General features: G+C 40.5%; 24 protein-coding genes. 7 read left to right on the forward strand and 17 right to left on the reverse strand.

Features of this window, described 5'->3' with window-relative positions:
• Positions 1-794 precede the first annotated feature (794 nt).
• Positions 795-3,128: an IMS domain-containing protein gene (locus tag L8106_RS24670; protein ID WP_009787236.1), complete on the reverse strand. Its 2,334-nt coding sequence runs from the start codon at positions 3,126-3,128 to the stop codon at positions 795-797.
• 469 nt (positions 3,129-3,597) lie between these two features.
• Here L8106_RS24670 and pdhA point away from each other — a divergent pair, with 469 nt between their 5' ends.
• Together pdhA and L8106_RS24680 are read left to right on the forward strand one after the other, a co-directional pair.
• Complete coding sequence (gene pdhA, locus L8106_RS24675) at positions 3,598-4,638, forward strand: pyruvate dehydrogenase (acetyl-transferring) E1 component subunit alpha (RefSeq protein WP_009787238.1); 1,041 nt, start codon at positions 3,598-3,600, stop codon at positions 4,636-4,638.
• A 301-nt stretch (positions 4,639-4,939) separates the two neighbouring features.
• Complete coding sequence (locus L8106_RS24680; protein WP_009787239.1) at positions 4,940-6,028, forward strand: hypothetical protein; 1,089 nt, start codon at positions 4,940-4,942, stop codon at positions 6,026-6,028.
• Positions 6,029-6,146: 118 nt separating this feature from the next.
• Here the strand turns inward: L8106_RS24680 and L8106_RS32585 are convergent, their stop codons facing one another.
• Positions 6,147-8,075, reverse strand: a complete 1,929-nt coding sequence (locus L8106_RS32585; protein ID WP_009787240.1) for a hypothetical protein — start codon at positions 8,073-8,075, stop codon at positions 6,147-6,149.
• Positions 8,076-8,951: 876 nt separating this feature from the next.
• Between L8106_RS32585 and L8106_RS24690 the strand changes: the two genes are divergently transcribed.
• From L8106_RS24690 to L8106_RS24705, 3 genes are all read left to right on the forward strand, one after another.
• Positions 8,952-9,623: a hypothetical protein gene (locus L8106_RS24690; RefSeq protein ID WP_009787241.1), complete on the forward strand. Its 672-nt coding sequence runs from the start codon at positions 8,952-8,954 to the stop codon at positions 9,621-9,623.
• Positions 9,620-10,810 carry a DUF1822 family protein gene (locus tag L8106_RS29985; RefSeq protein ID WP_009787242.1) on the forward strand — a complete coding sequence of 397 codons (1,191 nt, stop codon included), beginning with the start codon at positions 9,620-9,622 and terminating at the stop codon, positions 10,808-10,810. Before L8106_RS24690 ends, L8106_RS29985 begins: the two co-directional genes overlap by 4 nt.
• A gap of 244 nt (positions 10,811-11,054) precedes the next feature.
• Entirely contained in the window at positions 11,055-13,490 is a 2,436-nt protein-coding gene (locus L8106_RS24705) for a CHASE2 domain-containing protein (RefSeq protein WP_009787243.1), read from the forward strand.
• Here L8106_RS24705 and L8106_RS24710 read toward each other — a convergent pair.
• The 4 genes from L8106_RS24710 to L8106_RS24725 all read right to left on the reverse strand — a co-directional run bounded on the left by L8106_RS24710 (position 13,480) and on the right by L8106_RS24725 (position 16,645).
• Positions 13,480-14,181, reverse strand: a complete 702-nt coding sequence (locus L8106_RS24710) for an HAD-IA family hydrolase (RefSeq protein WP_009787244.1) — start codon at positions 14,179-14,181, stop codon at positions 13,480-13,482. The genes L8106_RS24705 and L8106_RS24710 overlap by 11 nt on opposite strands.
• Positions 14,182-14,329: 148 nt before the next feature.
• Positions 14,330-14,878, reverse strand: a complete 549-nt coding sequence (locus L8106_RS24715; protein ID WP_009787245.1) for a phosphonate degradation HD-domain oxygenase — start codon at positions 14,876-14,878, stop codon at positions 14,330-14,332.
• 56 nt (positions 14,879-14,934) lie between these two features.
• Entirely contained in the window at positions 14,935-15,471 is a 537-nt protein-coding gene (locus L8106_RS24720) for a hypothetical protein (RefSeq protein ID WP_071941447.1), read from the reverse strand.
• A 37-nt stretch (positions 15,472-15,508) separates the two neighbouring features.
• Complete coding sequence (locus tag L8106_RS24725; protein ID WP_009787247.1) at positions 15,509-16,645, reverse strand: phosphonate metabolism protein PhnM; 1,137 nt, start codon at positions 16,643-16,645, stop codon at positions 15,509-15,511.
• Positions 16,646-16,770: 125 nt separating this feature from the next.
• Between L8106_RS24725 and L8106_RS24730 the strand changes: the two genes are divergently transcribed.
• Positions 16,771-17,064, forward strand: coding sequence for a Dabb family protein (locus L8106_RS24730; RefSeq protein ID WP_009787248.1), 294 nt, complete (start codon positions 16,771-16,773; stop codon positions 17,062-17,064).
• Positions 17,065-17,082: 18 nt separating this feature from the next.
• On the opposite strand, the gene phnL is transcribed toward L8106_RS24730, so the two are convergent.
• The 8 genes from phnL to phnG are packed head-to-tail and all read right to left on the reverse strand — an operon-like array spanning position 17,083 to position 22,720.
• The gene (gene phnL / locus L8106_RS24735; RefSeq protein WP_009787249.1) at positions 17,083-17,814 is read right to left on the reverse strand and encodes a phosphonate C-P lyase system protein PhnL; all 732 of its coding nucleotides are present in this window, start codon (positions 17,812-17,814) and stop codon (positions 17,083-17,085) included.
• Between the two features lie 34 nt (positions 17,815-17,848).
• Complete coding sequence (gene phnK / locus L8106_RS24740) at positions 17,849-18,628, reverse strand: phosphonate C-P lyase system protein PhnK (RefSeq protein ID WP_009787250.1); 780 nt, start codon at positions 18,626-18,628, stop codon at positions 17,849-17,851.
• The gene (locus tag L8106_RS24745; RefSeq protein ID WP_009787251.1) at positions 18,625-19,287 is read right to left on the reverse strand and encodes a glutathione S-transferase family protein; all 663 of its coding nucleotides are present in this window, start codon (positions 19,285-19,287) and stop codon (positions 18,625-18,627) included. Before L8106_RS24745 ends, phnK begins: the two co-directional genes overlap by 4 nt.
• A gap of 58 nt (positions 19,288-19,345) precedes the next feature.
• On the reverse strand, positions 19,346-20,200 hold the full coding sequence (locus L8106_RS24750; protein ID WP_009787252.1) for an alpha-D-ribose 1-methylphosphonate 5-phosphate C-P-lyase PhnJ: 855 nt from the start codon (positions 20,198-20,200) through the stop codon (positions 19,346-19,348).
• A 44-nt stretch (positions 20,201-20,244) separates the two neighbouring features.
• The gene (locus L8106_RS32590; RefSeq protein WP_009787253.1) at positions 20,245-20,385 is read right to left on the reverse strand and encodes a Uma2 family endonuclease; all 141 of its coding nucleotides are present in this window, start codon (positions 20,383-20,385) and stop codon (positions 20,245-20,247) included.
• A gap of 53 nt (positions 20,386-20,438) precedes the next feature.
• Positions 20,439-21,608: a carbon-phosphorus lyase complex subunit PhnI gene (locus L8106_RS24755; protein ID WP_009787254.1), complete on the reverse strand. Its 1,170-nt coding sequence runs from the start codon at positions 21,606-21,608 to the stop codon at positions 20,439-20,441.
• Positions 21,609-21,638: 30 nt separating this feature from the next.
• Positions 21,639-22,223, reverse strand: coding sequence for a phosphonate C-P lyase system protein PhnH (phnH, locus tag L8106_RS24760; RefSeq protein WP_009787255.1), 585 nt, complete (start codon positions 22,221-22,223; stop codon positions 21,639-21,641).
• A 47-nt stretch (positions 22,224-22,270) separates the two neighbouring features.
• On the reverse strand, positions 22,271-22,720 hold the full coding sequence (gene phnG, locus L8106_RS24765; protein ID WP_009787256.1) for a phosphonate C-P lyase system protein PhnG: 450 nt from the start codon (positions 22,718-22,720) through the stop codon (positions 22,271-22,273).
• 121 nt (positions 22,721-22,841) lie between these two features.
• Here phnG and phnF point away from each other — a divergent pair, with 121 nt between their 5' ends.
• Complete coding sequence (gene phnF / locus L8106_RS24770) at positions 22,842-23,561, forward strand: phosphonate metabolism transcriptional regulator PhnF (RefSeq protein ID WP_039897170.1); 720 nt, start codon at positions 22,842-22,844, stop codon at positions 23,559-23,561.
• Positions 23,562-23,632: 71 nt separating this feature from the next.
• Here the strand turns inward: phnF and L8106_RS24775 are convergent, their stop codons facing one another.
• The 3 genes from L8106_RS24775 to phnE form a co-directional block, all read right to left on the reverse strand.
• Complete coding sequence (locus L8106_RS24775; protein ID WP_009787258.1) at positions 23,633-24,139, reverse strand: sterol desaturase family protein; 507 nt, start codon at positions 24,137-24,139, stop codon at positions 23,633-23,635.
• A gap of 94 nt (positions 24,140-24,233) precedes the next feature.
• Positions 24,234-24,596, reverse strand: coding sequence for a sulfite exporter TauE/SafE family protein (locus L8106_RS24780; RefSeq protein WP_009787259.1), 363 nt, complete (start codon positions 24,594-24,596; stop codon positions 24,234-24,236).
• A 79-nt stretch (positions 24,597-24,675) separates the two neighbouring features.
• Positions 24,676-25,524: a phosphonate ABC transporter, permease protein PhnE gene (gene phnE, locus L8106_RS24785; protein WP_009787260.1), complete on the reverse strand. Its 849-nt coding sequence runs from the start codon at positions 25,522-25,524 to the stop codon at positions 24,676-24,678.
• Between the last annotated feature and the right edge of the window lie 132 nt (positions 25,525-25,656).

The following is a 25,656-nucleotide window of genomic DNA, read 5'->3' on the forward strand; positions in this document are numbered from 1 at the left end:
GGTGCGACTAGGCGCGATTCTCAATCCGCTCTGCGTAACGCGCACCAAGAGAGGGAACAGGGAACAGCGCTTGCCTTGCGGCGGGCGCGGTTTCCGGCGAGACTTAGTTGGCAATCTTAGGGAACAGCAGACTATGAAAGCGGTGTGACCCTGCGGCTTTGTAAGCCGCCAAGGAATGCACACGCCTGAGAGGGTTTCATAATTTAGAAATGTCCTAACCAATTTGCGTAGTGCTATATCAGTGAACAGTCAAAAATCGAAAATCTGTAGAGATGTAATCTAGTATACGATTTGCGTTACTTTGAGTGGCTTCAAGGTATTTTCTGAATGTGATACAATCAAAAAACGCGAAAACCAAGCGATTAAAGCATTTAAGGCTTGACATCCCAGAGAATTCTTGTCTAGTGGGCAGCCTGTAAAAAGGTAACTGAGTAAAGCCATCAGTTTTAAATTTCCTGAAAATAGTGGAGTAGAGATCCAAAGTTGTGATTGAAAACTCAATAATAGGTTGGGTTCCAGCCGATTTTCAGCCTGTGGACAGGGTGCTGCCGACAGTCCTGGTTTGAAACAGGAAGCAAACAGTGCAAAAGTGTTGTAATGCGACGTTTTGTACAGGTTTTGTAGAACAGACCAACCCATACGGATCTCTACAGAAGTTGAGAATTATCTAGAAAACTGTAAACTGTAAATTAAAAGCAGAGGTCGTGAGGTCAGCAGTCAAACTCTTTCTAGATTTAGGATTGACAGAATTGCGGGTATTCTAAATTGCCAACCACGACTGCTATAGTATTTATTTATCGGACAACCCGCCAATCCTCGATTTGCCAGAGATCCTGTTGTTTGACAAGCTGATATCTAACTCGCAGTGTCTCAGAACGAGAATCAACAGGTTGACCATTTTGATAAAACCGAGTTGTCTCGCTCACTTGAGCATCAATAAAAGCTTGATTAGGATTGCTGGAATCGATCTGAACATCATTGACCGTTAAACTGTGTTGATAATTGCGATAAGAATTTTCAGACTCAATACTTTGGGCAATTGCCACCCACTGCGCTAGAGCGGGCTCAACTAATATTTCTCGTAAGGCTTCGATCTGATGTTGGGGGCCTAAGGCAGCCGCCTTAGTATCTAACCATTTTTGAACCACTTGTTGAGCAACTTCGGGAGTGAGTTCTGCTGTTAAAGGATTTTGAGGTTCCGGCGTGGGTATGGCGACAGGAGGCTGATCGAGTTGTACCATTGCCTGTTGATTACCCCCTCCAAAAGCACCAGAGACTAAACCCCAGAAAGCAGATAAAATTAACCAAGCCAACCATAACCCCAGAACACTAGCCGCACCCAGTAGCAGTAAACGGCGAAGCGTTGAAGGATCAAACTTTGTAGAGTTGTTGTTGCGTCGTGTTCCAGGCGTTCGTCCTTCCGTAGAACTCTCCTGACCCAATGGAGGGCTAGTAGATACCGTTGTTGAAGATGAACGACTAGACCCCGACCCAGATGGCTTAGAACTACTCGGCATGGGTTCACTCAGTCGCGGCGGCATCTGTCGGGAAGCTTGAGAAAGTTCCGATTCGCTCAGGGGTTGGGTGGTTGACAACTCACTTTTCAACGTCGAGGAGCGTGACGGCGAGGGGGAAGACACTCCCGTTGCAGGTGTTGGTGAAGCCGCCATTGAGGAAGTCAATGTCACCGCTGTCGTTCCGGCACTTGCTCCCCCTAACTTGGAAGTTGGCGTTTTCACAGATGGGCTTTGAGACTGAGAGCCTAACATCGGTTTTGGAGTCGTGACAGTACCGCTAGAAGGGTTGCTACGACGGGGTTGTACCACGACCCACTCATTAGCAGTTCCCACTTCCGAGGAGAGGGATTCTAAATAAGATTGAACGTGTTCATCAGCAAAGTAATCTTTGAGAGAAACAGAACCATTGACTAAATCCCGAAAATGAGGAAAGACCTCATCTTGCAACCATCGTTCGGCATAGAGACACAATCCCGGTAATAAATCGGGAGAATCTTGAGAATTTTCGCGAATATAGGCAATAGGTTCCCGTTCCTGGCTCAACTCTAAAGCACGACTGGCCTCTTCGGTTTGACCCAATAATAACGAACAGACTGCTTTTTCGAGATGCACATCTTGGCGCCGACCCAACTGCATTAACATCAATTTTGCTTTACGAATTAAAGCCGGTTGTCGGTTAGCAAACCCTTGAGCAATTTGAGCATAAACCGCTAAATAAGTCGCTACCGCCGAGGGACGACGGGCTTCATTTTCAAAAATCGTCTGTTGTTCAGTTGTCGTCAAATAGCGGCGTAATTGTTGGACAAAGCGGAGAAAATCTTCAACACTCAAACCGGACTGATCATCGCCGTGGCCGTCAATTCCTCCCCGTTCGTGCAGCATTTCACGTAACAGTTGCATTCCTCTGCGTCGTTCAGCAACTTTTTCATCTGGCTGCTGCAACAGTTCTAAAATGCGGTAAGGTCGGAGTTTGTAGAGGTCAGCTTGCATTTCCCCTCTCAAACTGGCAAACAGATTTTCTTGTAACAAAATCTCTTGTCCGGTTTCGAGGGATACGGCAGCTTTTTCGTACTGACCCTGTTGCCATTGTTCGCGCCCCAACTCCAAATAAGCCAGAGCAACAGTTAAAATCACATCCGGCAGAATCAGGTTGGGATCACCAAAACGACCGTCTTTGATGCCCATACTACCATTGCCGAGATAAGGGAGAGTGAGCTTGATGACTTGCTCATATTCTCCTAACTCTTGCAACACCAGTAAAGCGCCGACAAAATCTTGATCATCAATTTCGATACTCGGTGTATGAGTATCATTAGCTGTTCCAGAAGATGAGCTTTTGGAAAGAGTTATGCGAACAGGGGCTGAAGCTTCAGGGTCTTCCGTGTCGTAGGTTTTAGCCAAGAAGCCCATATCATAAGCTTGACGCTGATCCGTATCGGACAGCACCCCATAAGCTTCGTCAATCAATCGCTTGCGCGATCCGATCGCCACATCAGAATACTCCCGTCTGGGTAGTTGCATGGTGCGATCGCGGTGAGCCTGCTTCAACTGTTCAGCAGTAGCCTGAATTGGTAAACCTAAAATTCGGTAATAATCGAGTGGAATACGCACGGGCGACTTCCCCAACGGCGAGCGACTGATGTAGCTATACTAGCGAAGTTTGTCTCAGATGAGGAATTTTTCTAGAAAACACTCTATTGAGCTTTTCAATTCATCGACCTGTTGACAACTTTCACCCCTTGACCTGGATATACAGGACAACCAGAGTTCAGGAGGTCTTCGTTATTTTTGCTACCCGATTAGTGTACCAGAATCTTTCTGTAAATAGTGCAAGAAAACCTCTGTCGCGCTAAACATATCGTGTTCAGCATTGAAAGTGCTAACGTATACGGGGTTATTCTGCCTAAACTCAGGGGTCGCAGCAAGTCCCGCACTCGACATTCAAATCTCCGGTTCGTGCAAATGCCGCCGAATTGATGCAGGGGTGAGCTTACAATAGTGATGATTAGTCATAATTTTATCACTCCGGCATGGGTCGGTTGGGATCTAACAACATTTCTACACAGGTACTAAGACAATAATGGTTTCTGAACGCGAACGTACATTACCGACTTTCGAGGCTGATCACGCCAATATTACCCACGAAGAAGGCTTAACCCTCTACGAAGATATGGTTTTAGGCCGCTTGTTTGAGGACAAATGCGCTGAGATGTATTACCGAGGCAAAATGTTCGGTTTTGTTCATCTCTACAATGGCCAGGAGGCGGTGTCGAGTGGCATTATTAAAGCAATGCGCCCGGGTGAAGATTTTGTATGTAGTACCTATCGCGATCACGTTCATGCCCTCAGTGCAGGCGTTCCCGCCCGAGAAGTGATGGCTGAGTTATTTGGGAAAGAAACGGGTTGCTCTAAAGGACGTGGCGGTTCGATGCACATGTTCTCCGCTCAACACAAACTCCTCGGTGGTTTTGCTTTTGTGGCTGAAGGTATCCCTGTGGCGACGGGAGCCGCTTTTCAAACTAAATATCGCCGGGAAGCCCTCGGTGATGAAAACGCCGATCAAGTCACTGCCTGTTTCTTTGGGGATGGGGCTTGCAATAACGGCCAGTTCTATGAATGTCTGAATATGGCGACTTTATGGAAATTGCCGATTATTTTTGTAGTTGAAAACAATAAATGGGCGATTGGTATGGCCCATGAACGGGCGACTTCTGATCCCGAAATTTATAAGAAAGGCCCGGCTTTTGGAATGCCTGGATATGAAGTCGATGGAATGGATATTTTAGCCGTTCATACCCTCGCCAAAGAAGCGGTTGCTCGCGCTCGTGCTGGTGAAGGGCCGACGTTAATTGAGGCTTTGACTTATCGCTTCCGAGGTCATTCTCTCGCTGATCCTGATGAACTCCGTGATCAAGAAGAAAAAGATTTTTGGTTTTCTCGTGATCCGATCAAAAAGTTAGCCAACTACTTGATTGAAAAGAATTTAGCAAGTGCTGAACAACTCAAGGAAATTGACCATAAAATTCAAGCTGTTGTTGATGATGCAGTCGAATTTGCTGAAAGTAGTTCTGAACCTGATCCGAGTGAACTTTATCGTTTTGTGTTTGCTGAAGATAAATAAACCCAAAAATGATTAAAATCGGGCTGCGTTTGTCGAGTTTTGAGTCAAAAAACAACTGAAATCGCCAAGAACCCAAATTCGGAAAATTAATGATTTCAACTTTGGGGATTAATTCTTGCTTTTGTTTTTCTTTTGCTAACGTCTCGTCTACCATACAGCCCTAATGTGAAGTCCCCTAACTTGCTAGGCTGAAGTTAGGGCTTCACCTTTTTGTAATTCATAATTCTGTTAAATTTGATATCCGGAGAGAGGACAGGGAAAGCCGTAGAACCATGTTAAAAGCAGAAGTGAAGGGATAAACATGGTACAAGCGGATGTATTAATTCAAGCGGGTCACGAAGGACGAACTTCAGGGGCGACTGGGGCTGATGGGCCGCTCGGGGGTGAACAGGAATGGACTCCAATTGTAGCAGATGAAGCGACGAGAATTTTACGGGAAGCGGGAGTTAAGGTCATTCGTGAAGATGCTTTTTTAGGGGGTAAGTATGATGTAAAAGTAGCAGTTTTTGTTCATTTTGATGCGTCTAGTCCGAGTTGTAACAGTGGTGCATCGATTGGGTATGATGATCGTACCGATCAGGATGCGGCTAAAGCCTGGAAAGAACTTTATTCTCAGTATTGGCCGTTTAAATGGATGCCAGATAATTTTACTTCCAATTTGAGAAATTATTACGGTTTTAAGTATACTCGCACTTCTGATGCTGAATTAGTTTTAGAGTTTGGAGAACTGACTTGTTTAGAACAAGCTGAATGGTTAAAGCCGCGTTTAAAGTGGTTAGGAGCGTTATTAGCTCACTTTTTAAGTCAACGCATTAATAAAGGTAATATTGCCGATCCTGGGCCGTTTGGAGTGGGTTCAGAACCGCATTCAGATCCGTCGAACTGGAGTCAATTTTATGCAGGTTTACAACAGGAAGGCTATACTATTCCATCTCGGGGTTTGGAAAATCCAACCTTAAGACGAAAATTAGGGAAGATTAAAGAGCCTTTTGGTGAATTAGTTGAGTTTAAAGGTCAGAAGTTTGTTCGGGGAAAAGTGGCTTGGTTTGCGGGGAAAAAAGATCAACTGATTGCGGATGATGAAACAGCGACTTTAACCGGGGAAGTCTTACGGTTGCTGCCCAATGATGATTATTATTGTGCAATGCGCTGGAATTATCAAGCGGGAATGGAGTTTTGGAAAAACCGTCATTTACTGGTTGTAAATCCGAAAAATAATCAGGCGGTTGTTGTGCGAATTATTGATTGGGGTCCGAACACGGAAACCGAACGAATTATGGATCTTTCTCCTCAAGCTTTAGAATCGCTGGATGCAAAAACAGATGATGTTTTACTGTGTGCTTTTTCTAATACGAATCCAACGAGTCAGGTTTTAGGGTTTATTTCTTAAAATCTTTTTTTTCTAGCCGATCGCTTACGACTGAGTAAACTATATAGGGGGCAAAAACCCCCCATATCAACAGTTAGAGTGATTTTAAGGATAATCAAGTCGTTGGGACATTGAGAGTTTAGCCAATTCCAAAATCATCATTGACTTCAAACTCATTATCGACGAGGTAAGTAAATGTTTGAGGGATACCAATTTCATCAACTGAGGTGACAGTGTAGAAATCAGTTAAGCCAATTCGGTTATCATCGACGGCGATAAAGGTTTGATAGAAATCATCTGTCCAGGGTGTGTTACCTGCTTCTAAACCCTCGTCAAACATATACTCAAAAGTGTCACGATAGCTAACATTATCGAGTGAGTTTACATTGTAATGTGTGAGTACATCCTCTGCATATTCTGGGTTTTCTCGATAGTTATCTACATCTATCCAAGGTGCGGGATTTTGACCTTTTTCTAAACCCGAACTAATTGCATAGTTAATTAATTCTGAGTTATCGATCTCGCCATTATCGTCATTATCAATGATGGCTTCATCGGTTGTTATGGCTTCTTGATATTCATCTTTATACCACTCAAGGTTAACTAGGCGGGATAAGTCGAAGTCATCATCAATATCGTCTAAATCATCATCGGAATCATCATCGGAATCATCATCATCGTCTAAATCATCATCGGAATCATCATCGGAATCATCATCATCATCGTCTAAGTCGTCATCGAAGTCATCATCAGAATCATCGTCTAAGTCATCGTCTAAGTCATCGAAGTCATCATCTAAGTCGTCATCGAAGTCATCATCAGAATCATCGTCTAAGTCATCGAAGTCATCATCTAAGTCGTCTAAATCATCGTCTAAGTCATCGCCAACAATGTCATCATCATCGGTGTTACCTACATTTACATCTGGGATTTGACCTATTATACCGTCGTTATCCTCAAACGGATCATCATCAGAATCATCATCGAAGTCATCATCGAAGTCATCATCAGAATCATCATCTAAGTCGTCTAAATCGTCGTCATCATCATCATCGAAGTCATCATCTAAATCGTCTAAATCGTCATCGAAGTCATCATCGAAGTCATCATCAGAATCATCATCTAAGTCGTCTAAATCGTCGTCATCATCATCATCGAAGTCATCATCATCATCGAAGTCATCTAAGTCATCATCATATAAAATCGGGTTAATTCCCTGAAAAAAACCGACACCAAATGCAAATTGGAATACTTCTTTCAAGCTGATTTCATTAAGTTCGGAGTCAAAGAAGTTAGTAACAGCTTCAAAGTTATCATCAAGATAGTCTTGAATATTGAACACAGGAGAAAATAAACGATTCTCATCTAATCCAAATTGTGTCAAATGTTCTAATAACTGTGAAGAACTCCAATCATCAGGAAGATCGGAATTAATTTGTTGATAATAATTTAGATCAACGAGAGGAGAAAATAAACGATTCTCATCTAATCCAAATTGTGTCAAATGTTCCAATAACTGTGAAGAACTCCAATCATCAGGAAGATCGGAATTAATTTGTTGATAATAATTTAGATCAACGAGAGGAGAAAATAAACGATTCTCATCTAATCCAAATTGTGTCAAATGTTCCAATAACTGTGAAGAACTCCAATCATCGGGAAGATCGGAATTATTTTGTTGGTAATAGTTTAAATCAACAACAGGAGAAAATAAACGTTCTTCACTTAAGCCGAAGTCAATTAAATGTTCACAAAGTTCTCTGTTATTGAGATTCGCTAGATCGGTATTAAGTTCTCTGTAGGTGTTAAGATTAATAATCGAATTAAATACACGTCCTTCTTCTAATCCATAAACTTGAAAATGAGAGACTAATTGATCATCACTAAGTTGAGCTAGATCCGGGTTGTTGGCTTTGTAGTAAGCTAAATTGAGTAAATTTACAGGCTGAATAACGACTCCATCGTCTAGATCATCATCAAAGTTGTCATCTAAATTGTCATCTAGATCATCGGCAATCTCAACTTCGGATAAATCAGAAACCACTGAAATATTACCGATATCATCCATTTTAGATACAGCTATTATTTCACGATCATCATCTAATTCATCAACATTATTGAAACTTAAAAGTTGATTTTATAAAAGAGTTTTACGGTTTTTGAGTGAGTCCATAGTAGATGTGTCCTTGATGCTTAGAAGACAAATGAAGTTAATTGGATTTAGATTGGAATAGTTGAGATCAATCTTCTATTTTTAGGCATGAGTAAACAGCGATTTGAGTTATAAAGTCTCAAGCCGAGAGAAGATTAATCGATGAATTTGCAACTCCCCAATTTAGGTATTACGGGGAACGCTTTATAGTGTTATACGAAGATCAATTTCACTTTTCGCAGAAATCGGTCAAAAAATTTTTGAGGGTGAAATTCACAATTCGGTTTGGGGGCTAATCTCCTGACGAAACCCTTTTCCCGTAGGTTGGAGTTTGCGATCGCGTTTCCAAACTGAGAGCAGTCGCTTTTTTGATTTGAGATTGATTCTAATTTTTCGTCATCTGATTTCAATTTTATTAAAAATGTGATTTTAAGGCTATTGTGAAAGTAGACCTTTTGGCAGATAATAGAAAAACTAAAGTTCATCTCAATAAAAGTGACCCGTGAACGTCAAAGCTAATAATCAAGGAGTTTGCAACTTGCTAAAGATTGGATACCCGATCATGGTCAAACTCTGTCAACGATCAGCTTATGGTTCAGGGCCACTGTATTTTAGGGGAACTCACTTATGACAGTTCAAAAAGCTGTGTAAAAGCTGATGAAGCTGTTGTTAGAGCGTTCGTAAAGATATAGCGACGCTAAAAGTAAGTTTTCGCAATCTCTGGAAAAAATTTTTTTTTAAGGTTAATCTGCGAAAAAGATATCGGCAATTCCTATAACTGAATACCAGTCTATGGACAACATACACACTCAACTCCGTCAACTCGTTGCCGAGGCTTGTACCTATCCTCCTGAGAGTGTAGAACGTCGGCAAAAACTCAATCAGATTATTCGTAAAATTATGCGTTCGGGTAAGCTGTGGAGAGAGAATAGCGAATATTATAACGACGCACTTCAGGAAACTTGGGAATACTGCTGTGGGCATTTAGAGGAATACGATCCTGAACGGGCCAGTGTGATTACCTGGCTTGATAACCACTTGAAAAAAAGGCTGAGATTATGGCGTGACCGTAAGTATCGGCAGTTAAACCGTCAAATTACTCCATCCAATACTGAAGCAAACTTTACAGATCCCATCGAGAGAGTCGCGGCTGATCCGGATATTCAACCCGTTCTCGAAATTTGGGAAAAAACCACAGAATGGGTCAACCAAGATCCCGATCATCTGTTATGTAAAACCTGTTTTAGAAATTGTCCTGAAATTAACTGTCAGGTTCTCTTTCTGAAACGATTTCCATCAGAAACACCCTGGAATGATATTGCCTCAGATTTTGACCTCACACCCGCAGAAACAAAAGATTTGCCGAAATTTTACAACCGCAAATGTCTACCCCTCTTGCGAGAATTTGGTACTTCTCAGGGGTATATTGATCCTGCTAAAACTCGGACCAAAAGGAAATCATGATCAGTCAATTTATGCAAACCTTAGATGATTTCTCCATTCCCTTATTCATCCCTTCTCAAGCCAAATCATTAGCTGAACAATTTGCCGCCCAACAACCGACTTCTGAGAAAGCTACTCAAGTTTATCTCAATACTCTGGCGGTGTGCATCGTCAATAACTATTTGCGAATTATGGGAATTCCTACCAACCTAACAACCGGAGATAGTTGGAACCCCTCTGTTCGTTTGTATGCAGATGTGGCAGACTTGGAAGTTGTCGGTCGAGGTCGTTTAGAATGTCGTCCAATTCAGCTTCAAGAAGATCTCAACTCAACAGCTTGTTCGGTTCCTCGTGAGGTGCAAAGCGATCGCATTGGTTATGTGATTGTAGAACTGGACTTAGAACAGGAATTAGCTACATTGTTAGGCTTTGTGGAAACGGCGACCAACTCGATATCTTTAAGACAATTGCGATCGCCCGATGAGTTACTCGAACATCTACTATCATCCCCCCAGGCAGAAGCCGTCCCCACTTCGGTAAATTTGCGTCAATGGCTGCAAGATACGGTGACAACGGGTTGGGAAACGGTAGAAACGCTATTATTTCCAACCGAACCGAGTCTGGCGTTACGGGGAGGAGAGACAGCCGTTGTGGACAGCCCAGATTCTGTGACTTCTGTGATCCGCTTATTACAATCTGATCAAAGCGAAGAGGTTCGCGCCCAAGCGGCGGGCGACTTAGGTTACATGGGTGTTAGCAATTCTACAACGATTAACGCTTTAACGGAACTCTTGGCAACCGCAGAAGACGAAGAAACCCGTTGGCAAGCGGCACTGAGTTTAGGTAAACTAGACCCCAATCATCCTCAAGGGGGAATTCAACGAGTGAGGGCGATCAATTTGACCTCACAACGCACCCCCCAGCAAGTGGCTTTGATGGTGGCAATTATGCCGAAAGCCAATAACCGCATTGGAGTCTGGCTACAAGTTGAACCACTGGGATCTTTAACCGTTTTACCAGGGGGTTTGACTTTGAAGGTGTTGTCGATGTCGGGAGAAACTCGCCTACAGGTAGAAACGAGAAGTGATCGTCAAGGTTCTGGTTTGGATCGAACCATTGGACGTCGTTTTAGTCCACCCCCAGAAACAGGTTTTCAGGTACAAGTGCAATTGGGTTCAACGATTGTGACAGAAGATTTTCTGGCCTAGTGGTGATTGTCTGAAAGAAATTTAAAAATGCAGGTAAAAGTACCCAATGCAGGAGAATAGAGAGGAAAAATTGCGATCAACCCCTGACAATTAAGATTTGCTATAGATTTTGGCTATCTGTACAATAGATTGAAAGATAGGAATAGTGGGACTTGTAAAACAACAGATCAAAATGTTGTGTCATTTAGATAACCCCCAATGGGTGCAGTGTGCAGAGTCAAATCGATAAGATAGGATAGCCTCTATGGGCAAGGTCGCAATACTAAAGGTTGGTCATGGTAGTTTTGAGCAAGGCTTTGATGTTTTGCTTCAGATCAAAACCGATGATAACTGTCTTCTGGCTGAACTCGAAGGTCAACTTCCTCCAAACCCTGGTTTAGAAGGATGTTATGTCAGTTGGCAAACTCGTTTTCGGCGTCTGCAAGGAGCGAGTCAGTCAAGTCGGCGTCTGAACACTGAAACGGAAGAAGCTTGGGAAATTGATGACAGTTTTCAAAGCAATTCTTCGACTGTTGATGATTTTTCTCGCTGTCAGCGTTTGGTGCGAGATGTCGAAAAACGCATGAAAAAATGGCTACAATCTTCTACTCCCAAATGGCAATGTATTCGGGAACGTTTGAGGGTTGAATTTGCTCAAGGTGAAAATGAAATTCGCCTCGTTATTCAAACCAAAAATCCTCGACTGTGGAAGTTACCCTGGCACGTTTGGGATTTACTCGAAGAATATCATACTGGGTTGGGTTATACTTTACCGGGATTTAATGCTAATTTTACGCCGATAAAACGTTCAAGTCGCTCCAATAAAGTCAGGATTTTGGCGGTTTTTGGAGATAAACGCAATCTAAATTTACAACCGGATCAAGAGGCAATTCGGAAGTTAAAAGGTGCTGAGGTGACGTTTCTGCATCAGCCTCGTTCAACACAGTTTATTAAGACACTTCGCCAACCCAAAGGTTGGGATATTTTGTTTTTTGCTGGACATAGTAAAACAGAAGAAACCACAGGTAGAATTTATCTGAGTGACAAAGAAAGTTTAAGGCTGGATGAGTTTAAAAACACCCTGAAAGAAGCGATTAATCATGGTTTAAAGGTTGCGGTCTTTAATTCCTGTGATGGGTTGGGATTAGCCCAGGAGTTGATTCAACGGCAAATTCCGGTTGCAATTGTGATGCAGGAGTCGGTGCCGGATGTGGTGGCTCAGTCTTTTTTAAAAGAGTTTCTCCTAGAATATTCGACGGGAAAACCTTTATATGGATCAGTGTATCAAGCCCAACAAAGACTAGAAGATTATCAAGAATTACCCGGCGCAACTTGGTTGCCTCTGATTTTTCAAAACTTAGCAGATGTACCTCCGAGTTGGCAGAACTTACGCCAACCGAAATTGAAAAAGAAAGAGATTGAAGATCGGGAAATATCCGAAGCTAAAGTCTTGAAGAACCGCCAACAAAGGCGTCGATTTCTCCGCATTATTATGGCGGTTTGTGCGAGTTTAATTGCAGCTTTTTTAGTGATTTTTATTCGAGATTTTGGGCAGTTAGAGTTTTTAGAGTTGAAAGCTTTTGATCATTTAATGCGATCGCGTCCGACAGAAACGCTAGACTCTCGAATGTTAATTGTTGATATTACTCGCCAGGATGTTAATACTCAAATTCGACCGCCTAACGAGGGAAAACATAAGTCTCTTAATGATGGCTATCTCCAACAATTGGTCGAAAAATTAGCAGCCTTAGAACCCCGTGTGATTGGCTTAACCCTTTATCGAGATTATTTACTTAAACCCGAATATCAAAAGTTAATTAATCGATTTAAAGATGATGACCGATTTATTAGTCAATGTGATGTCGGAGAAGATGTCTTAGATTTGGGTCGCGCCCCTTCTCCTCATGCGATTCAAGGTGCAAATTGGAAACATAGAATTGGATTTAGCGATCAGGTTATCGATACAGATGGATTTATTCGGCGTCAATTGTTGAGTCTAGAACCTCCAGAGGATCGGCAAATTTCGCCCTGTCAAAGTGAGTTATCTTTTAATTTGCTGATGGCGTTTCGTTATTTGGCGGATGAGGGGATAATTACCGAAGAAATTTATCAAGAAAGACGAGATTTTGAGTTGGGTAATGTCACACTGACTCGTTTGCCGATGAATACGACGATCTACGATGATCAACTTATTGATGTGGCTCATGCACAATTGTTGTTAAACTATCGGGCGACAGGCGGTGAAATTGCACCCAAAACAACCCTAACTGAAGTCTTAAATGGTTCAATTGATCCGGCTTTAGTGAAAGATAAGATTGTTCTAATTGGCACGAGTGATTCAGAATTTCAGACTATTTATAATACTCCCTATGGAGAAATGTCTGAAGTTTTTCTTCAGGGTCACATGATTTCCCAATTAATCAGTGCGGTTCAAGATCGACGACAACTATTAGGATGGTGGCCGAATTGGAAAGAGGATATTTGGATTTTAGTTTGGGCGTTAGTTGGCGGTTTACTCGCCCGTTGGTTCCGTCCTGTTATTGCGGTTGGGGTGGCGGTGCCGATGCTTTGGGTTGTGCATCGTTATGGTTATATTTTCCTGATTGAACAAGGGTTATGGATTCCATTTGTTCCGCCTGCATTGGCTTTAGGAACCGCATTAGTGATCACTTCTTTAATTTATCGAGTTCTCAAAGTTTAGAAGCATTTACTGATGAATTAAAACGGGGTAATTGCCAGTCTTCGGGTTGAAATTCACTTAAAGAATTGAGAATTTGATCAGCTTCGAGATAGAGTTGTTGATCCATATCTGCTGCCGGAACAGCTACCACTGCCATTCCTGCTGCTTTGGCTGCGGCAACTCCGGCTAAGGCATCTTCAAATACTAAACAATTCTCTGGTTTAGCCCCTAACCGTTGGGCGGCGAGTAAGAAAATATCGGGTGCAGGTTTGCCTTGTTTGAGTTCAGGATCATCACCTCGAATAATACATTGAAACATCGAAAACCATTGCTGATGACTTTGAGTTTTGGCGGCATAGGGACGACTACTCGAACTGGTGGCGATGGCTTGAGGAATGTGATGTGCCGCTAAATTTTGGGTGAGTTCAACTGCACCTTCTAAGGGCGGAACATTGGCATAATATTGATAAATGATCGCATCTTTTTCGGTAAGATACCCTTCAACGGTTAAGGGAATTTCGAGCATTTCAATAATGAGTTTTGCGGAATCATGGGATTTTCGACCTCGCAATTTACACATTAAAGCCGGCTCGATAAATTTATCATAACGACTCGCTAACATTTGGTTAACTTTGGCATGAAGCGGTTCTGTATCTAACAGTAAACCATCTAAATCGTAAATAATATGAGTGATTTTTGAAAGGTTTTTCATTGATAAAAAAAGTCGGAAATAAAGGGTGATATGACTAAAATTTGTGCTTCTCTCTCTTTTCTCTAAAAATTTAGTCTAACCCGGAATATTAGACCGAATTTAAAGAAATTGAGAGAGAGTTGATCAGTTCTTCCTATTTTCCCGGATTTTAGGACTTTAGACAAGCCTGGAGAGTCGGTATGAAGTCTTCTAAACTCGGAGTTGAATAATTGACTTGTTTGGCTTGATCATCCCAAATTCGCAGCTTTATGGCATCTTTTGCATAGGGATGATTAATAAATGTGGTTGCTTCATCGGGCGAAAAAATTCCCCCTTGTAGGTTCAAACTGTGTTGAGACGCGGGGGATAATGTTTGCCAATATTCGGAATTTGTGATACAAAGATAACGTTTAGCGGCAACGTGAAGACGAATGGGTTCAGTCACTGCCGAACTAAATAATAAGCTGAGAAAAGGCAAGGCACAATACTCATGGCGATCATCAATTCCGCGTATGGCGGCATCTTCTCCCCACTGATGAATGAGATGTCCGAAGTCATGCAATAAACAAGCGGTGATTAGTTCAGAAGAAGCATGATTAGATTGGGCTAATGTGGCAGATTGTAAGGCGTGTTCGAGTTGACTAACGTTTTCTTGACCATATTGTTCATTACCCCGAGTTTTAAGGATTTCAATGATTTGTTCAAAGCTAAGTTTCATGGTGGATTGGAATTGAATCATAATTACAATTAAGGATTTTAGAGATAAGGTTTAATTTATAGAGGCCAAGATTGTAGACAAGTCCAGCAACCGTTAGAATGTTTTTGATAAAATCGTAATTCCCATTGAGTTAGAGATTCAGGGTTAATCATTTTTTCAGCCAGTTTTTTTAAGGTTTCATGGTGTTGGGATTGAAATTTGTAGGCAAAACTAATATGAAGCCAGTCTTTGAGTCGAATATTTTCCTCTATGGGTTGATGGTGCATAATTTCAGCAAAGTTAGCGATTAGGTGTTGTAAACCCGATGCTTTTAATTCTAAACCATGCCACTTCGGTTTGAACATCATCTGCACAATTTTTATATCTAAAGAGAGATTTTGAGATTGATGATAGGTTTGATCAAGACTGTTCAAGTAATCAGGAATCGTGTTTGGATTGGCGTTAAAAAATCCAGTCAGGGAACAATGGGGCATATAGTGATGGGCGGGATTTTCTCCGCAGCGTTCTTGGCTTTTTTGGAAATAAAAATTGATTTGTTCATTGAGTTCTCCGACTGGACAAGCATAGATAATAAATTTTTCAGTGTTCATCATCTTGATCGGGATTTTTCGTTCTTTTAATTTTGAGCTATTATGCAACTCGTTGACCTTGACGAATTACAGAAGTGATGCGGGGAACGATGCCATCATTATGAACAGTGATTAAATCTGCTTGTTTCCCGATGTCTAAACTCCCTCGTTCTTGAAATAAATTAATTGCTTTTGCAGGGTTGCTGGTGACTAATTTTATAGCTTGATAAAGAGGTTTTTTAAGCTGATTGGCAATGATAAAAATAGATTGTAACAAGCTGTGAGGAACATAATCAGAGGAAAGAATATCAACGAGATCTTTTTGAATCAGTTCCATCGCGGATATATTACCTGAATGTGATCCACCTAACACTAAATTTGGTGAACCCATTAACACTTTTAAACCCGATTTGTGAGCGGTTTTGGCTGCATCTAATGTGGTTGGGAATTCAGCAATGGTTGCCCCATTTTCAACGGCTTCTTGAACGTGTTCGACAGTGGCATCATCGTGAGTGGCTAGAGAAATATTTTTGGCTTGAGTAAGTTGGATAATAGATTTGCGATTGTTTTCTGCATATTTTTGTTGCAAATCACGACGCATTTTGACAAAGTTTTCCATTTCGTGGGCAGAAAATCCATATTTTCCCATATAATATTCTGTGTATCTTTTTACATCTACAAATTGTCGTTGTCCGGGTGTATGATCCATGACAGAAATGAGCGAAAGTAAGGGATGTTCACTATAGTCACTGGCGACATCACAAACTTGATCATAGGAGAGTTCACATCGTAAATGTAGGCGATGATCGGCTGTAAATCTTCCTGTTTTTTGTCCTTCTAAAATTACCTCAATCATCGGTCTAAAATGACTCATCCGCTTAGAACCGGGTTTAATATCTCCAATGCCAATCGCATCACAAACCGTTGTAATTCCTGCACCAATTAAATCCCGATCATGGTAAGTTGCGGCTGCTTCTAACGGCCATTTAACGCTCGGACGAGGAGACATACATTTTTCTAAATTATCGGTATGGAGTTCGATTAATCCTGGCATTAAATAGTCTCCCTGACCATTTTGACCTATAGGTACAACGCCGGGTTGAATGTCTGCAATTTTGCCCTCACGAACGACTAAAGTTCCTATCAATTCTTGGTCTGGAAGTTGTAGGCGATAATTGGTGTAAATTTGTTCATTCATGGTTTCTTAATTGTTAGTTAATCTAAACTTAATTAGAATTTTTAATTCTCAAACTTTAATATTGTAACGAAAATTCTGCTAAAATCCTAAAGGCGTTTATAAAGATGATTGGGATATCAACGAGAATGATTGTACACATTGTTTTGTTTAAATGGACAGAAGAAGCTACACCAGAAGCGATTGCAGGTGCTTTAGAGGGATTAGGACAATTAAAAGCTAAAATTCCCGGTATTATAGACTTATCCTGTGGAACCAATTTTTCTGAACGCTCTCAGGGATTTCAGCATGGATTAGTTGTCAAATTTACAGATAAAACAGCTTTGGAGGCTTATACTCCGCATCCGGATCATCAAGCTGTGGTGCAGAATTTGATCAAGCCCATTTTAGCAGAGATTCTTGCAGTTGATTACGAAGTTTAATTCAAAGTCATTATGGATCTAATCACCAAAGGTTAATTCTCGCAGACAAAGCTGATTTCTAACTCCTTCGTCGTGAAAGATTCCAATTAAAGCAGAACCTTTGGCTTGACGTTCTTGTAACAGTTGGATTACGGCTTGAGAGTTACTTTCATCTAAAGCAGAAGTCGGTTCATCTAAGAGTAAAATTGGATAATCTACCGATAAAGCCCGAGCAATATTAACTCGTTGTTTTTCTCCACCTGAAAACGTTGTTGGAGATAAACTCCAGAGTCGTTCGGGTAAATTAAGGTGAATAAAAAGCTGTTGAACTTTTTCATAAGCGGTGTCTATATTTTCCCCTAACTCTAGTAAAGGTTCTACCGCAACCTCTAACGCAGGAACCCGAGGAATAACTCGTAAAAATTGACTAACATAGCCGATTGTTATCTGTCGCACTTCTAAGAGTTCGTGGGGTTCTAGTTGAGTTAAATCCACCCAGTTTTGATGATGTTTTATCCAAATTGAACCGCTATCAACTCGGTAATTCCCATAAAGTAATCGCATAAAGGTAGACTTTCCTGAACCTGATTTTCCGGATAATGCAACTCCTTCTCCTGATTTAACTTGGAGAGAAATTTCTTTTAAAACAGACAAAGAAACACCGCCTTGATTATGTAAAGTAAAGCCTTTAGAAAGGTTCTCAGCTTTGAGTAAAATAGAATCATCTGAGTCAGAAATTACAGACTCAATCCGTTGATGTTTTAGTTGCATTTTTGCTCATTTTTTGTGATTTTGAGGAGATTAACTAAGGAATTAGAGTAGCACTCACTAACTGTTGGGTGTAGGGATGTTGAGGATCATCTAACACTTGATCCGTTAATCCACTTTCAACAATATTACCATTTTTCATTATAAATAACCGATGAGCAAGTAACCGTACAACTCCGATATCGTGAGTCACTAAAATAACACTTAAATTTAAAGTTCTCACCAAAGAACGTAATAAATCTAACAATCTTGCTTGTACCGAAACATCCAATCCTCCGGTGGGTTCATCCATTAAAATTAAACGGGGTTGAGTCACTAAAACTCTGGCAATTTGTAGCCGTTGCTGCATTCCTCCAGAAAAAGTAGTGGGAAGTTCATCCATCCAACGACAATCTATTTCAACCTGTTCTAACCAATAGGCAATTTCTTGACGTATCTTACCATAATTTCGGATACCAATATCCATTAAACGTTCACCAATATTCGCACCTGCTGTGATATTCATGCGTAAACCATCCCGAGGATTTTGCTGAACAAACCCCCATTCTGTTCGCATCAGTTGACGCCGATGGGATTCAGAAATCTGTTGAAAATCTAGCCATTTTTCTTGACGGTTTAAATAGTGAATTTTACCCTGTTCGATAGCTAATAATCCAGCAATTGCTTTGAGTAAAGTTGATTTTCCCGAACCAGATTCGCCAACTATTCCTAACACTTGACCTTGATGAAGATTAAAAGAAATATCGTTACAGGCTTGAGTCAAACCGTAAGTTTTACTGAGATTTTCGACCGTCAGCAAAGATTGAATCTTATTCATTGAGATTTTTGGGTTAAAATGGCTTTAATTCGAGCGTAGGAAGCTTGAATATCTTCGGGCTGGGGTTCAGTTTTTTGCCAACTTTCTCGTAACATCAACCGTTCACACCAAGCTTGAAGTTGAGGATGATTTTCTAGGGAAACATTCATATATTTTAAGGTGGGGATAACAGTCCCAACTACAATATCAGCTAGGGTCATTTCTTCGCTGACTAAATAAGGATTTTCACCTAAATACTTTTGATAAAAGTCAAAAATTGTTGTAATTTTTTGGTGAATTTTTTCTAAGGGTTGGTTCGGATCTTCCGGTAAACCAACGACCTGTTTTAAAAGGGGTAAACTTGTGGGTAAAAGTTCATTGACTGTTACGAATTCAACCATTCGCATCGTTCCGATTTGTTTGGCGTTTTTGGGCGTAAAACTAGGAGTCGGATATTTCGCTTCTAAATAATCTAAAATCGCTAGAGATTCAATCACGGTAAAATCATCATCAACGAGAGTCGGAATATGATGAAAGGGATTTAATGTTAAATACTCAGGGTCAAATTGATCTCCTTGTAAGCTGAGAACGATTTCTTCAAATTCAACTTGCTTTTCTAAAAGCATTACCCAAACCCGACGACTATTAACAGATAAGGGAGTGTGATAAAACTTTAACATGATTTCTCACCTTCATTTTTGATTCTAGTTTTGTGTATAACTTTGGTTTAATTATACCTTATTTTTGTTGTTGCTGCTGACAATAATCACTATCGGAACACACCCACATTCTTGTCCCTTGGTCATCCATTATGACTTCATCCAGATAACTTTCTGTTGACCCACAAAGTTCACAGGGTTTATTCCATTTTTCCACTGAAAACGGATGATCTTCAAAGTCTAAACTTTCCACAGAAGTATAGGGAGGAATTGCATAAATTCGCTTTTCTCGTCCCGCCCCAAAGAGTTGTAACGCTGGAGAATTATTGAGTTTAGGATTATCAAACCGAGGAATAGGACTTGGACTCATTAAATAGCGATGATTGACCATAACCGGATAATCATAAGAGGTAGAAATATAACCATATTTTGTAATATCTTCGTAGAGTTTAACGTACATTGAACCATATTCTTCTAGGGCGTGCATTTTTTGAGTTTGCACTTCTGAGGGTTCTAACCAGCGCAACGGTTCAGGAATAGGAACTTGATAAACCATCACTTGACCTTCTTTTAAAGGCGTTTCTGGAATCCGATGTCGAGTTTGAATTAAAGTAGCTTCTGAGGTTTTTTCTGTTGTTTTAATATTGCAAACTTTAACAAAAAAACGCCGAATATTAACAGCATTTGTCGTATCATCTGAACCTTGGTCAATCACTTTTAACACATCTGTTTTTCCAATCACAGAAGCAGTGACTTGAATTCCTCCCGTTCCCCAACCGTAGGACATCGGCATTTCTTTAGAGGAAAACGGGATTTGATGACCTGGAATTGCAACCGCTTTTAAAATAGTTCGCCGAATTGAACGTTTAGTTTGTTCGTCTAGATAGGCAAAGTTAAACCCTTCGTAAGATGTCTTTTGGGAATCAGAAATCATAGTTAATTTTTGAGTGAGTTTATTCTAAAATAAAGGATTAAAATTCAGACATCCAAATTTATGAAATTGTTAATTCCTAACCCGGATGGACTCATAATGATAATTTCTCCCCCAACTAATTCCATCTGATAATCTGGGTTTTGACGTTGTAAGTGTTCCAAATCTTTAACAGTTAAAGCTGACATTTGTAAAATCTCCTTTGATTCAGACTTCTCGCATAGATCAATTATAAACCAGGCTAAGAAGATAACTTTGAGTAATTTTTAGGAGAATAAGAAGATTGTCCGTTTTGGGAAGGATCAGGATTGATTGAATCAGATTCTTGAACCGAAGAATTATCACTATTAATCTGTTCTTGTTGCATCTGTCGAACCAAGTTTAATTCTGCTTGAAAATCGACATAATGAGGTAACTTTAAATGCTGCACAAATCCTTGCGCCTGAACGTTGTCAGAATGGGATAAAACAAACTCCTCATCTTGAGCAATTCCCATGATGTCTTCCCCAAATTCTTTAGCTCGCATAGCTCGATCAACTAATGCCATCGAAATTGCTTTTCTTTCATTAAACCCAAAGGTTAATCCATATCCGCGTGTAAATTGAGGTGACATTTTTTGGTTTCCAGAAAACTGATTAACCATTTGAACTTCTGTGACGGTAATATCAGCAATTGCAACTTCAAAACCCAACTCCTCTGGGCAAATAATCACTTCTACTTCTCCCATACAAACTTCTCCAGCAAAGGGATGATTGCGACCATATCCTCGTTGAGTTGAATAGGCTAAACTCAGCAAAAATCCCTCATCTGCACGGGCTAAATTTTGCAGTCGTTCATCTCGTTCTGCGGGAAATTTTAAGGGATTTTGAGTTAAGTCAAAGGGCTGATTTTCTTCGGGGGGTTCGTCTTGAATTAGTCCTTCTTCTCCTAACAGATTCAAAACAGAAGTAACAGCTTCTTCGTTGGGAGATGCGGTTGGCGGTGTGGGAGTATTATTTCCTTCTGCTGCTAATTTGAAGTCTAATAACCGATGAATATAATCAAAAGTTGGGCCTAATTTTTGTCCGCCGGGAATATCTTTAAAAATAGAAGAAATTCGCCGTTGAATTTTCATTTTACTGGTTTCTAACGGTTGACTGTTGTAAAATCGGGGTAAAGTTGTACGATAGGCTCGAATCAAAAAGATTGCTTCTACTAAATCTCCCCAAGCTTGTTTAATCGCTAAAGCAGCTAAATCTGGGTCATATAAACTACCTTCACACATGACTCGATTTACGGCTAAAGACAGTTGTTGTTTAATTTGTTCTATGGTTAATTCGGGTGTATTTGGATCGCCTCGTCGTAACGCTTTTAACAATGTTTCTGCATTTTCTATCGCTTGTTGTCCGCCTTTAACTGCTACATAGGGCATTTCAATACACTCCTAATTTGTTGATGAAATCTATAGACTTAAATTCGTTGTTCGGGGTAAACCAATAATGGTATTTTCCCCAAATAAAAAGACATCAATTCCTAACGGATAACTCTGATGATTTTTCTTCCACTCCTCTCTAAAACTTGAATCTAAGGGAAGTTTGATAACTTGTTCCTCAGAAATTCCTGGCCCATTTAAGCGAATCGGTTCACAGGTTGCTAATGATTCTATTTGGATCAATAAAGTTGTCGAGAGTTCGGGTTTTTCTGCGGTTCCCCAATTAAAATTACCTAGAGATAGTCTATCACTTAGGTTCTGAATAATTGCAAAATTTGCAGCTTGAGGATGAGTTGTAAAATGACAACCTGTATGAAATTTTAACCACGCTTTGACATCAGGTTCAAACTCTGAACTCAACCAAATAGTTGTGTCTAAATCAAGTAAAGATAAGCAAGCCGCAGCACAAGCTAATGTTAATCCAGGTGGAGGCGTGAGTTGAATACAAATCTCTTGAGAGGTTCCCGGATAGGAGAGGGCATTTAAAAGAGTTCTGAACGTAATTTGAGCATCGTGAACATCATCTTGAAACCCGGGTAATTGAGTAATTTCCATAACGATTTTATTGATAAATCATTGAGGGAACTAATGTGTCCATCATTTTATTCTCCTCTAGCTAAAGTAAAGAAATTAACTTGGGTTGAAGCGGTTTGTGATTGTTGAGTTTGTTGTTGATGAATTGCCTCAGCTTGCAGGGGTTCTATGACTATTTTTTGGACTCGTTCGCACCAGTTATTATGCTGCATCAAAGCATCGGCCAAAGCCGCTAACTCAGCATGAAGATGTGATCGCCCCGCAACATAACCAAAACCTGTTATTATCGGTTGATAATGAAGTTTAATTACACAGCGAGTTAATGTCATTTCTCCTAAGTTAAAAATCTGTCCTGTACCTCCGGCTCGACCCCTGACCTGGGTTAAACCAATCTCTGGCGGACGCAAGAAACTGTATTGGGGCAAAGGTTCTAGCCCTGCCATTTTTTCTTGCAATTGCTCTAACGAAGCTTTTGCTAAAGTTGCCATCCAAGCCTGTCGTTGGGCAAGATTTGACATAATTAATTATGCTTAAGGATTAATGAAGTTGATTCAACTTGTCTAGACAATTAAAGCCGCTAGTCACAAAGTACCTAACTTTGTCAAAATTGACAAGGTTCACCTTGATATCAGATCTCGAATGAACCCTAATACTATGCCTGTTTACGCTCAAATCGCCAATGAGTTACGACAAAATATCAATCAGGGAGTTTATCAGGTTGGTGATAAATTACCGACCGAAAATCAGTTGAGCGAACATTTCAGCGTAAACCGCCATACGGTAAGACGGGCGATTGCTTTGCTCAAAAGTGAAGGATTGTTGCGTGTTGATCAGGGTCGCGGTACTTTTGTTGCGGGAATACCGATTCGATATCCGATTGGCAGACGGGTTCGCTACAACGCCGCGATGATCGAGCAAGGGCTAGAAACAACCTTTCAATTGTTGCGGGCTGTTGAAATCTCAGCTAGCTCCTCGGTGGCGAGTAATTTGAAGCTTTCCTCTGGCGATAAAGTGGCACTGATTGAACGTTTAACTTTTGTTGATGACCAACCGATTAGCATTTCTACGGGGCATTTTCCGCTGTCTTGCTTCCCTAATATTTTATCTTTTCAACATAAAATGTGGTCAATTTCGCAGCTTCTCAGAGAAGTTTATGGCTGCGATCATATTCGTCAGTCTACGCGGGTTTCTGCTCGGGTTGTTCGTCCCCAAGATGCGCGTTTTCTGAGAGTTCCTCTGAATTATCCGATTTTATTAACAGAATCAATTAATGTTGATCAAGATGGTCGTATTGTCGAATATGGCGTAACCAGATTTCGGGGAGATCGCATGGAATTGGTGTTTGAAAATGAGTCATAAGATGCTCTCAATTCCAAGCGATCATCAAAATTACAATTTGAGTTTGAATCAGTTTGAATCTGAACGAAACTTTAACTGTATCTGGCTCGAAACTGCTTTTTCCATCTCAATAAAACCCTAAACCAAGCTTGAGCAGGTTTGTCATAAAAGGTAAAGATATCACCAAAGGCAACCCGAGAATTGAGATGATGTTCCCAATGTCGTTCGGGGGTTGTAATACAGAAGATTTTGCAAATCTGTTTAACTGGAGTTGGAGTTTCCCACTGTTTTAGAGAAACGTGTCTCCACTCAACATGACATTCTGCCAAAATCAATCCTAAAATTGTGCCAATCGGTGAGATAATCCAAAATAGAGGAATAAACATTAAGTAAGGAAATGCCCCAAAAAAACCCGTGATCAAAGCGACAGGTTTCTTAGTCAAAATGGCATAGCGAACAAAGCTACGGTTCGGACTATGGTGAACAACAGCATGGAATTTACCAAAAATATGTTCGGGAACGTGGTAGCAAAATGTCGAAATGAAGTCTCCTAACAGGAGTAGAAGAATAGCAACACAGAATATCTTGAGAAAAATCACAATAGACTCCTCACCATCTACTTGTGACCTTAATCAATCAAGGTTAAACTCTATTAATTTTTGGGTTAAATTTCGTTTAATTTTGGGTGTGGGTTTATTTCGATAAAATCATCCTAAATCCAACGATCAACATTGCTACACCAAATATACGTTTTAAGTACAATTCGGGAATTAAGCCTGCGAGTTTTCCGCCCACAAATCCGCCCAGAAAAAATCCAATACAGATTAAAAGTGCAACTTTAATGTTAACATAACCTTCCTGATAATAGCTCCAAGCTGCCAAAAGACCAATCGGTGGGACTAATAGGGCGAGTGTTGTTCCTTGAGCATAATGTTGAGAAAACCCAAACCAATAAACCAAAGCCGGAGTTAATAAAACCCCTCCTCCGATCCCAATTAATCCACTGATTATTCCGGTGGCTAGTCCTAGCATCAAAAAAGCAATCATCTGTACCATATCTAACTCCTAAATTTTAAGTTGATAAACTGACCTTGATTTTAACATTTGGATGTCTTTATAATAACTAATTTTAAGATTAAATTAGCCAATTTCGGAGTTTGGATGACAGAAAATCTATAGTCGATGTCGCCACAATTAAAATGATTAAAATGGCACATACTTTTTGATATTGAAAGGCTTGGAAACTCTGATAAAGCGAAACCCCAATTCCTCCTGCACCAACAATTCCTAATACCGAAGCCGAACGAACATTCGACTCAAATCGATATAAAATATAGGATGTCCATAACGGCATCACTTGCGGAAGAACACCAAAAATAATCTCTTGAATTTTTTGAGCGCCTGTCGCCCGAATTCCTTCGACTGGCCCTGGATCAATAGACTCTACAACTTCAGAAAATAACTTCCCTAATATACCTGTTGTATGCACAAATAACGCTAAGACTCCCGCAAAAGGCCCTAAACCAACCGCTACCACAAATATTAATGCAAATACGATTTCATTAATCGCTCGCATCGTATCTAATATTCGACGAATCGGTTGCACTATCCACACCGGACAAACATTTTCTGATCCTAATAATGAGAGGGGAATTGCAGCAATTGCAGCCATTAATGTTCCCCAAAGTCCCATCGAAATTGTGATGATGGTATCTTCTAGATAAAATCGCCAGTCGGAAAAATCAGGGGGGAAATAAGATCGAGTATATTCGACCATATTGTTACTATTTCTAAACAATAAGGGAAAGTTAACTTCACTTTGAATAGAGGAAAAAATTAGCACCCCTATTGCTACAAGTAGAAATAAAATTCGTATTGTTGTGACTTGTTTTTGTTCTTGAGATAGGGTTTCTAAGACAGCAGGAGATGCCAATAGTTTAACAGATGAATCAGAATATTTCAATTTGCTATGATGATCTTTCATGCTCAAAATTTTTCAAAGATTGAATAGAAAACAAATAATTTATTCCCCCAAATTCCTCCCATTGCAAAGTTTCCTTGTATTAGAGGTATAATTTCAAGTCCCCCAGAATCAGCAGGGCCGTTTCGTTGCCCT

Origin of the sequence: Lyngbya sp. PCC 8106 (assembly GCF_000169095.1) — a bacterium.
Taxonomy (GTDB): Bacteria; Cyanobacteriota; Cyanobacteriia; order Cyanobacteriales; family Microcoleaceae; genus Capilliphycus.

Coding starts and splice junctions, on each gene's coding strand:
- phnK (WP_009787250.1), bottom strand. CDS start 18,628: ATGAATAAGATTCAATCTTTGCTGACGGTCGAAAATCTCAGTAAAACT.
- L8106_RS24755 (WP_009787254.1), bottom strand. CDS start 21,608: ATGCCCTATGTAGCAGTTAAAGGCGGACAACAAGCGATAGAAAATGCA.
- L8106_RS24705 (WP_009787243.1), top strand. CDS start 11,055: ATGGGCAAGGTCGCAATACTAAAGGTTGGTCATGGTAGTTTTGAGCAA.
- phnG (WP_009787256.1), bottom strand. CDS start 22,720: ATGTCAAATCTTGCCCAACGACAGGCTTGGATGGCAACTTTAGCAAAA.
- L8106_RS24730 (WP_009787248.1), top strand. CDS start 16,771: ATGATTGTACACATTGTTTTGTTTAAATGGACAGAAGAAGCTACACCA.
- phnL (WP_009787249.1), bottom strand. CDS start 17,814: ATGCAACTAAAACATCAACGGATTGAGTCTGTAATTTCTGACTCAGAT.
- L8106_RS32585 (WP_009787240.1), bottom strand. CDS start 8,075: ATGGATGATATCGGTAATATTTCAGTGGTTTCTGATTTATCCGAAGTT.
- L8106_RS24725 (WP_009787247.1), bottom strand. CDS start 16,645: ATGAATGAACAAATTTACACCAATTATCGCCTACAACTTCCAGACCAA.
- L8106_RS24720 (WP_071941447.1), bottom strand. CDS start 15,471: ATGATGAACACTGAAAAATTTATTATCTATGCTTGTCCAGTCGGAGAA.
- L8106_RS32590 (WP_009787253.1), bottom strand. CDS start 20,385: ATGTCAGCTTTAACTGTTAAAGATTTGGAACACTTACAACGTCAAAAC.
- L8106_RS24710 (WP_009787244.1), bottom strand. CDS start 14,181: ATGAAAAACCTTTCAAAAATCACTCATATTATTTACGATTTAGATGGT.
- phnH (WP_009787255.1), bottom strand. CDS start 22,223: ATGGAAATTACTCAATTACCCGGGTTTCAAGATGATGTTCACGATGCT.
- L8106_RS24690 (WP_009787241.1), top strand. CDS start 8,952: ATGGACAACATACACACTCAACTCCGTCAACTCGTTGCCGAGGCTTGT.
- phnE (WP_009787260.1), bottom strand. CDS start 25,524: ATGAAAGATCATCATAGCAAATTGAAATATTCTGATTCATCTGTTAAA.
- L8106_RS24715 (WP_009787245.1), bottom strand. CDS start 14,878: ATGAAACTTAGCTTTGAACAAATCATTGAAATCCTTAAAACTCGGGGT.
- phnF (WP_039897170.1), top strand. CDS start 22,842: ATGAACCCTAATACTATGCCTGTTTACGCTCAAATCGCCAATGAGTTA.
- L8106_RS24750 (WP_009787252.1), bottom strand. CDS start 20,200: ATGATTTCTGATTCCCAAAAGACATCTTACGAAGGGTTTAACTTTGCC.
- L8106_RS29985 (WP_009787242.1), top strand. CDS start 9,620: ATGATCAGTCAATTTATGCAAACCTTAGATGATTTCTCCATTCCCTTA.
- L8106_RS24680 (WP_009787239.1), top strand. CDS start 4,940: ATGGTACAAGCGGATGTATTAATTCAAGCGGGTCACGAAGGACGAACT.
- L8106_RS24745 (WP_009787251.1), bottom strand. CDS start 19,287: ATGTTAAAGTTTTATCACACTCCCTTATCTGTTAATAGTCGTCGGGTT.
- L8106_RS24780 (WP_009787259.1), bottom strand. CDS start 24,596: ATGGTACAGATGATTGCTTTTTTGATGCTAGGACTAGCCACCGGAATA.
- pdhA (WP_009787238.1), top strand. CDS start 3,598: ATGGTTTCTGAACGCGAACGTACATTACCGACTTTCGAGGCTGATCAC.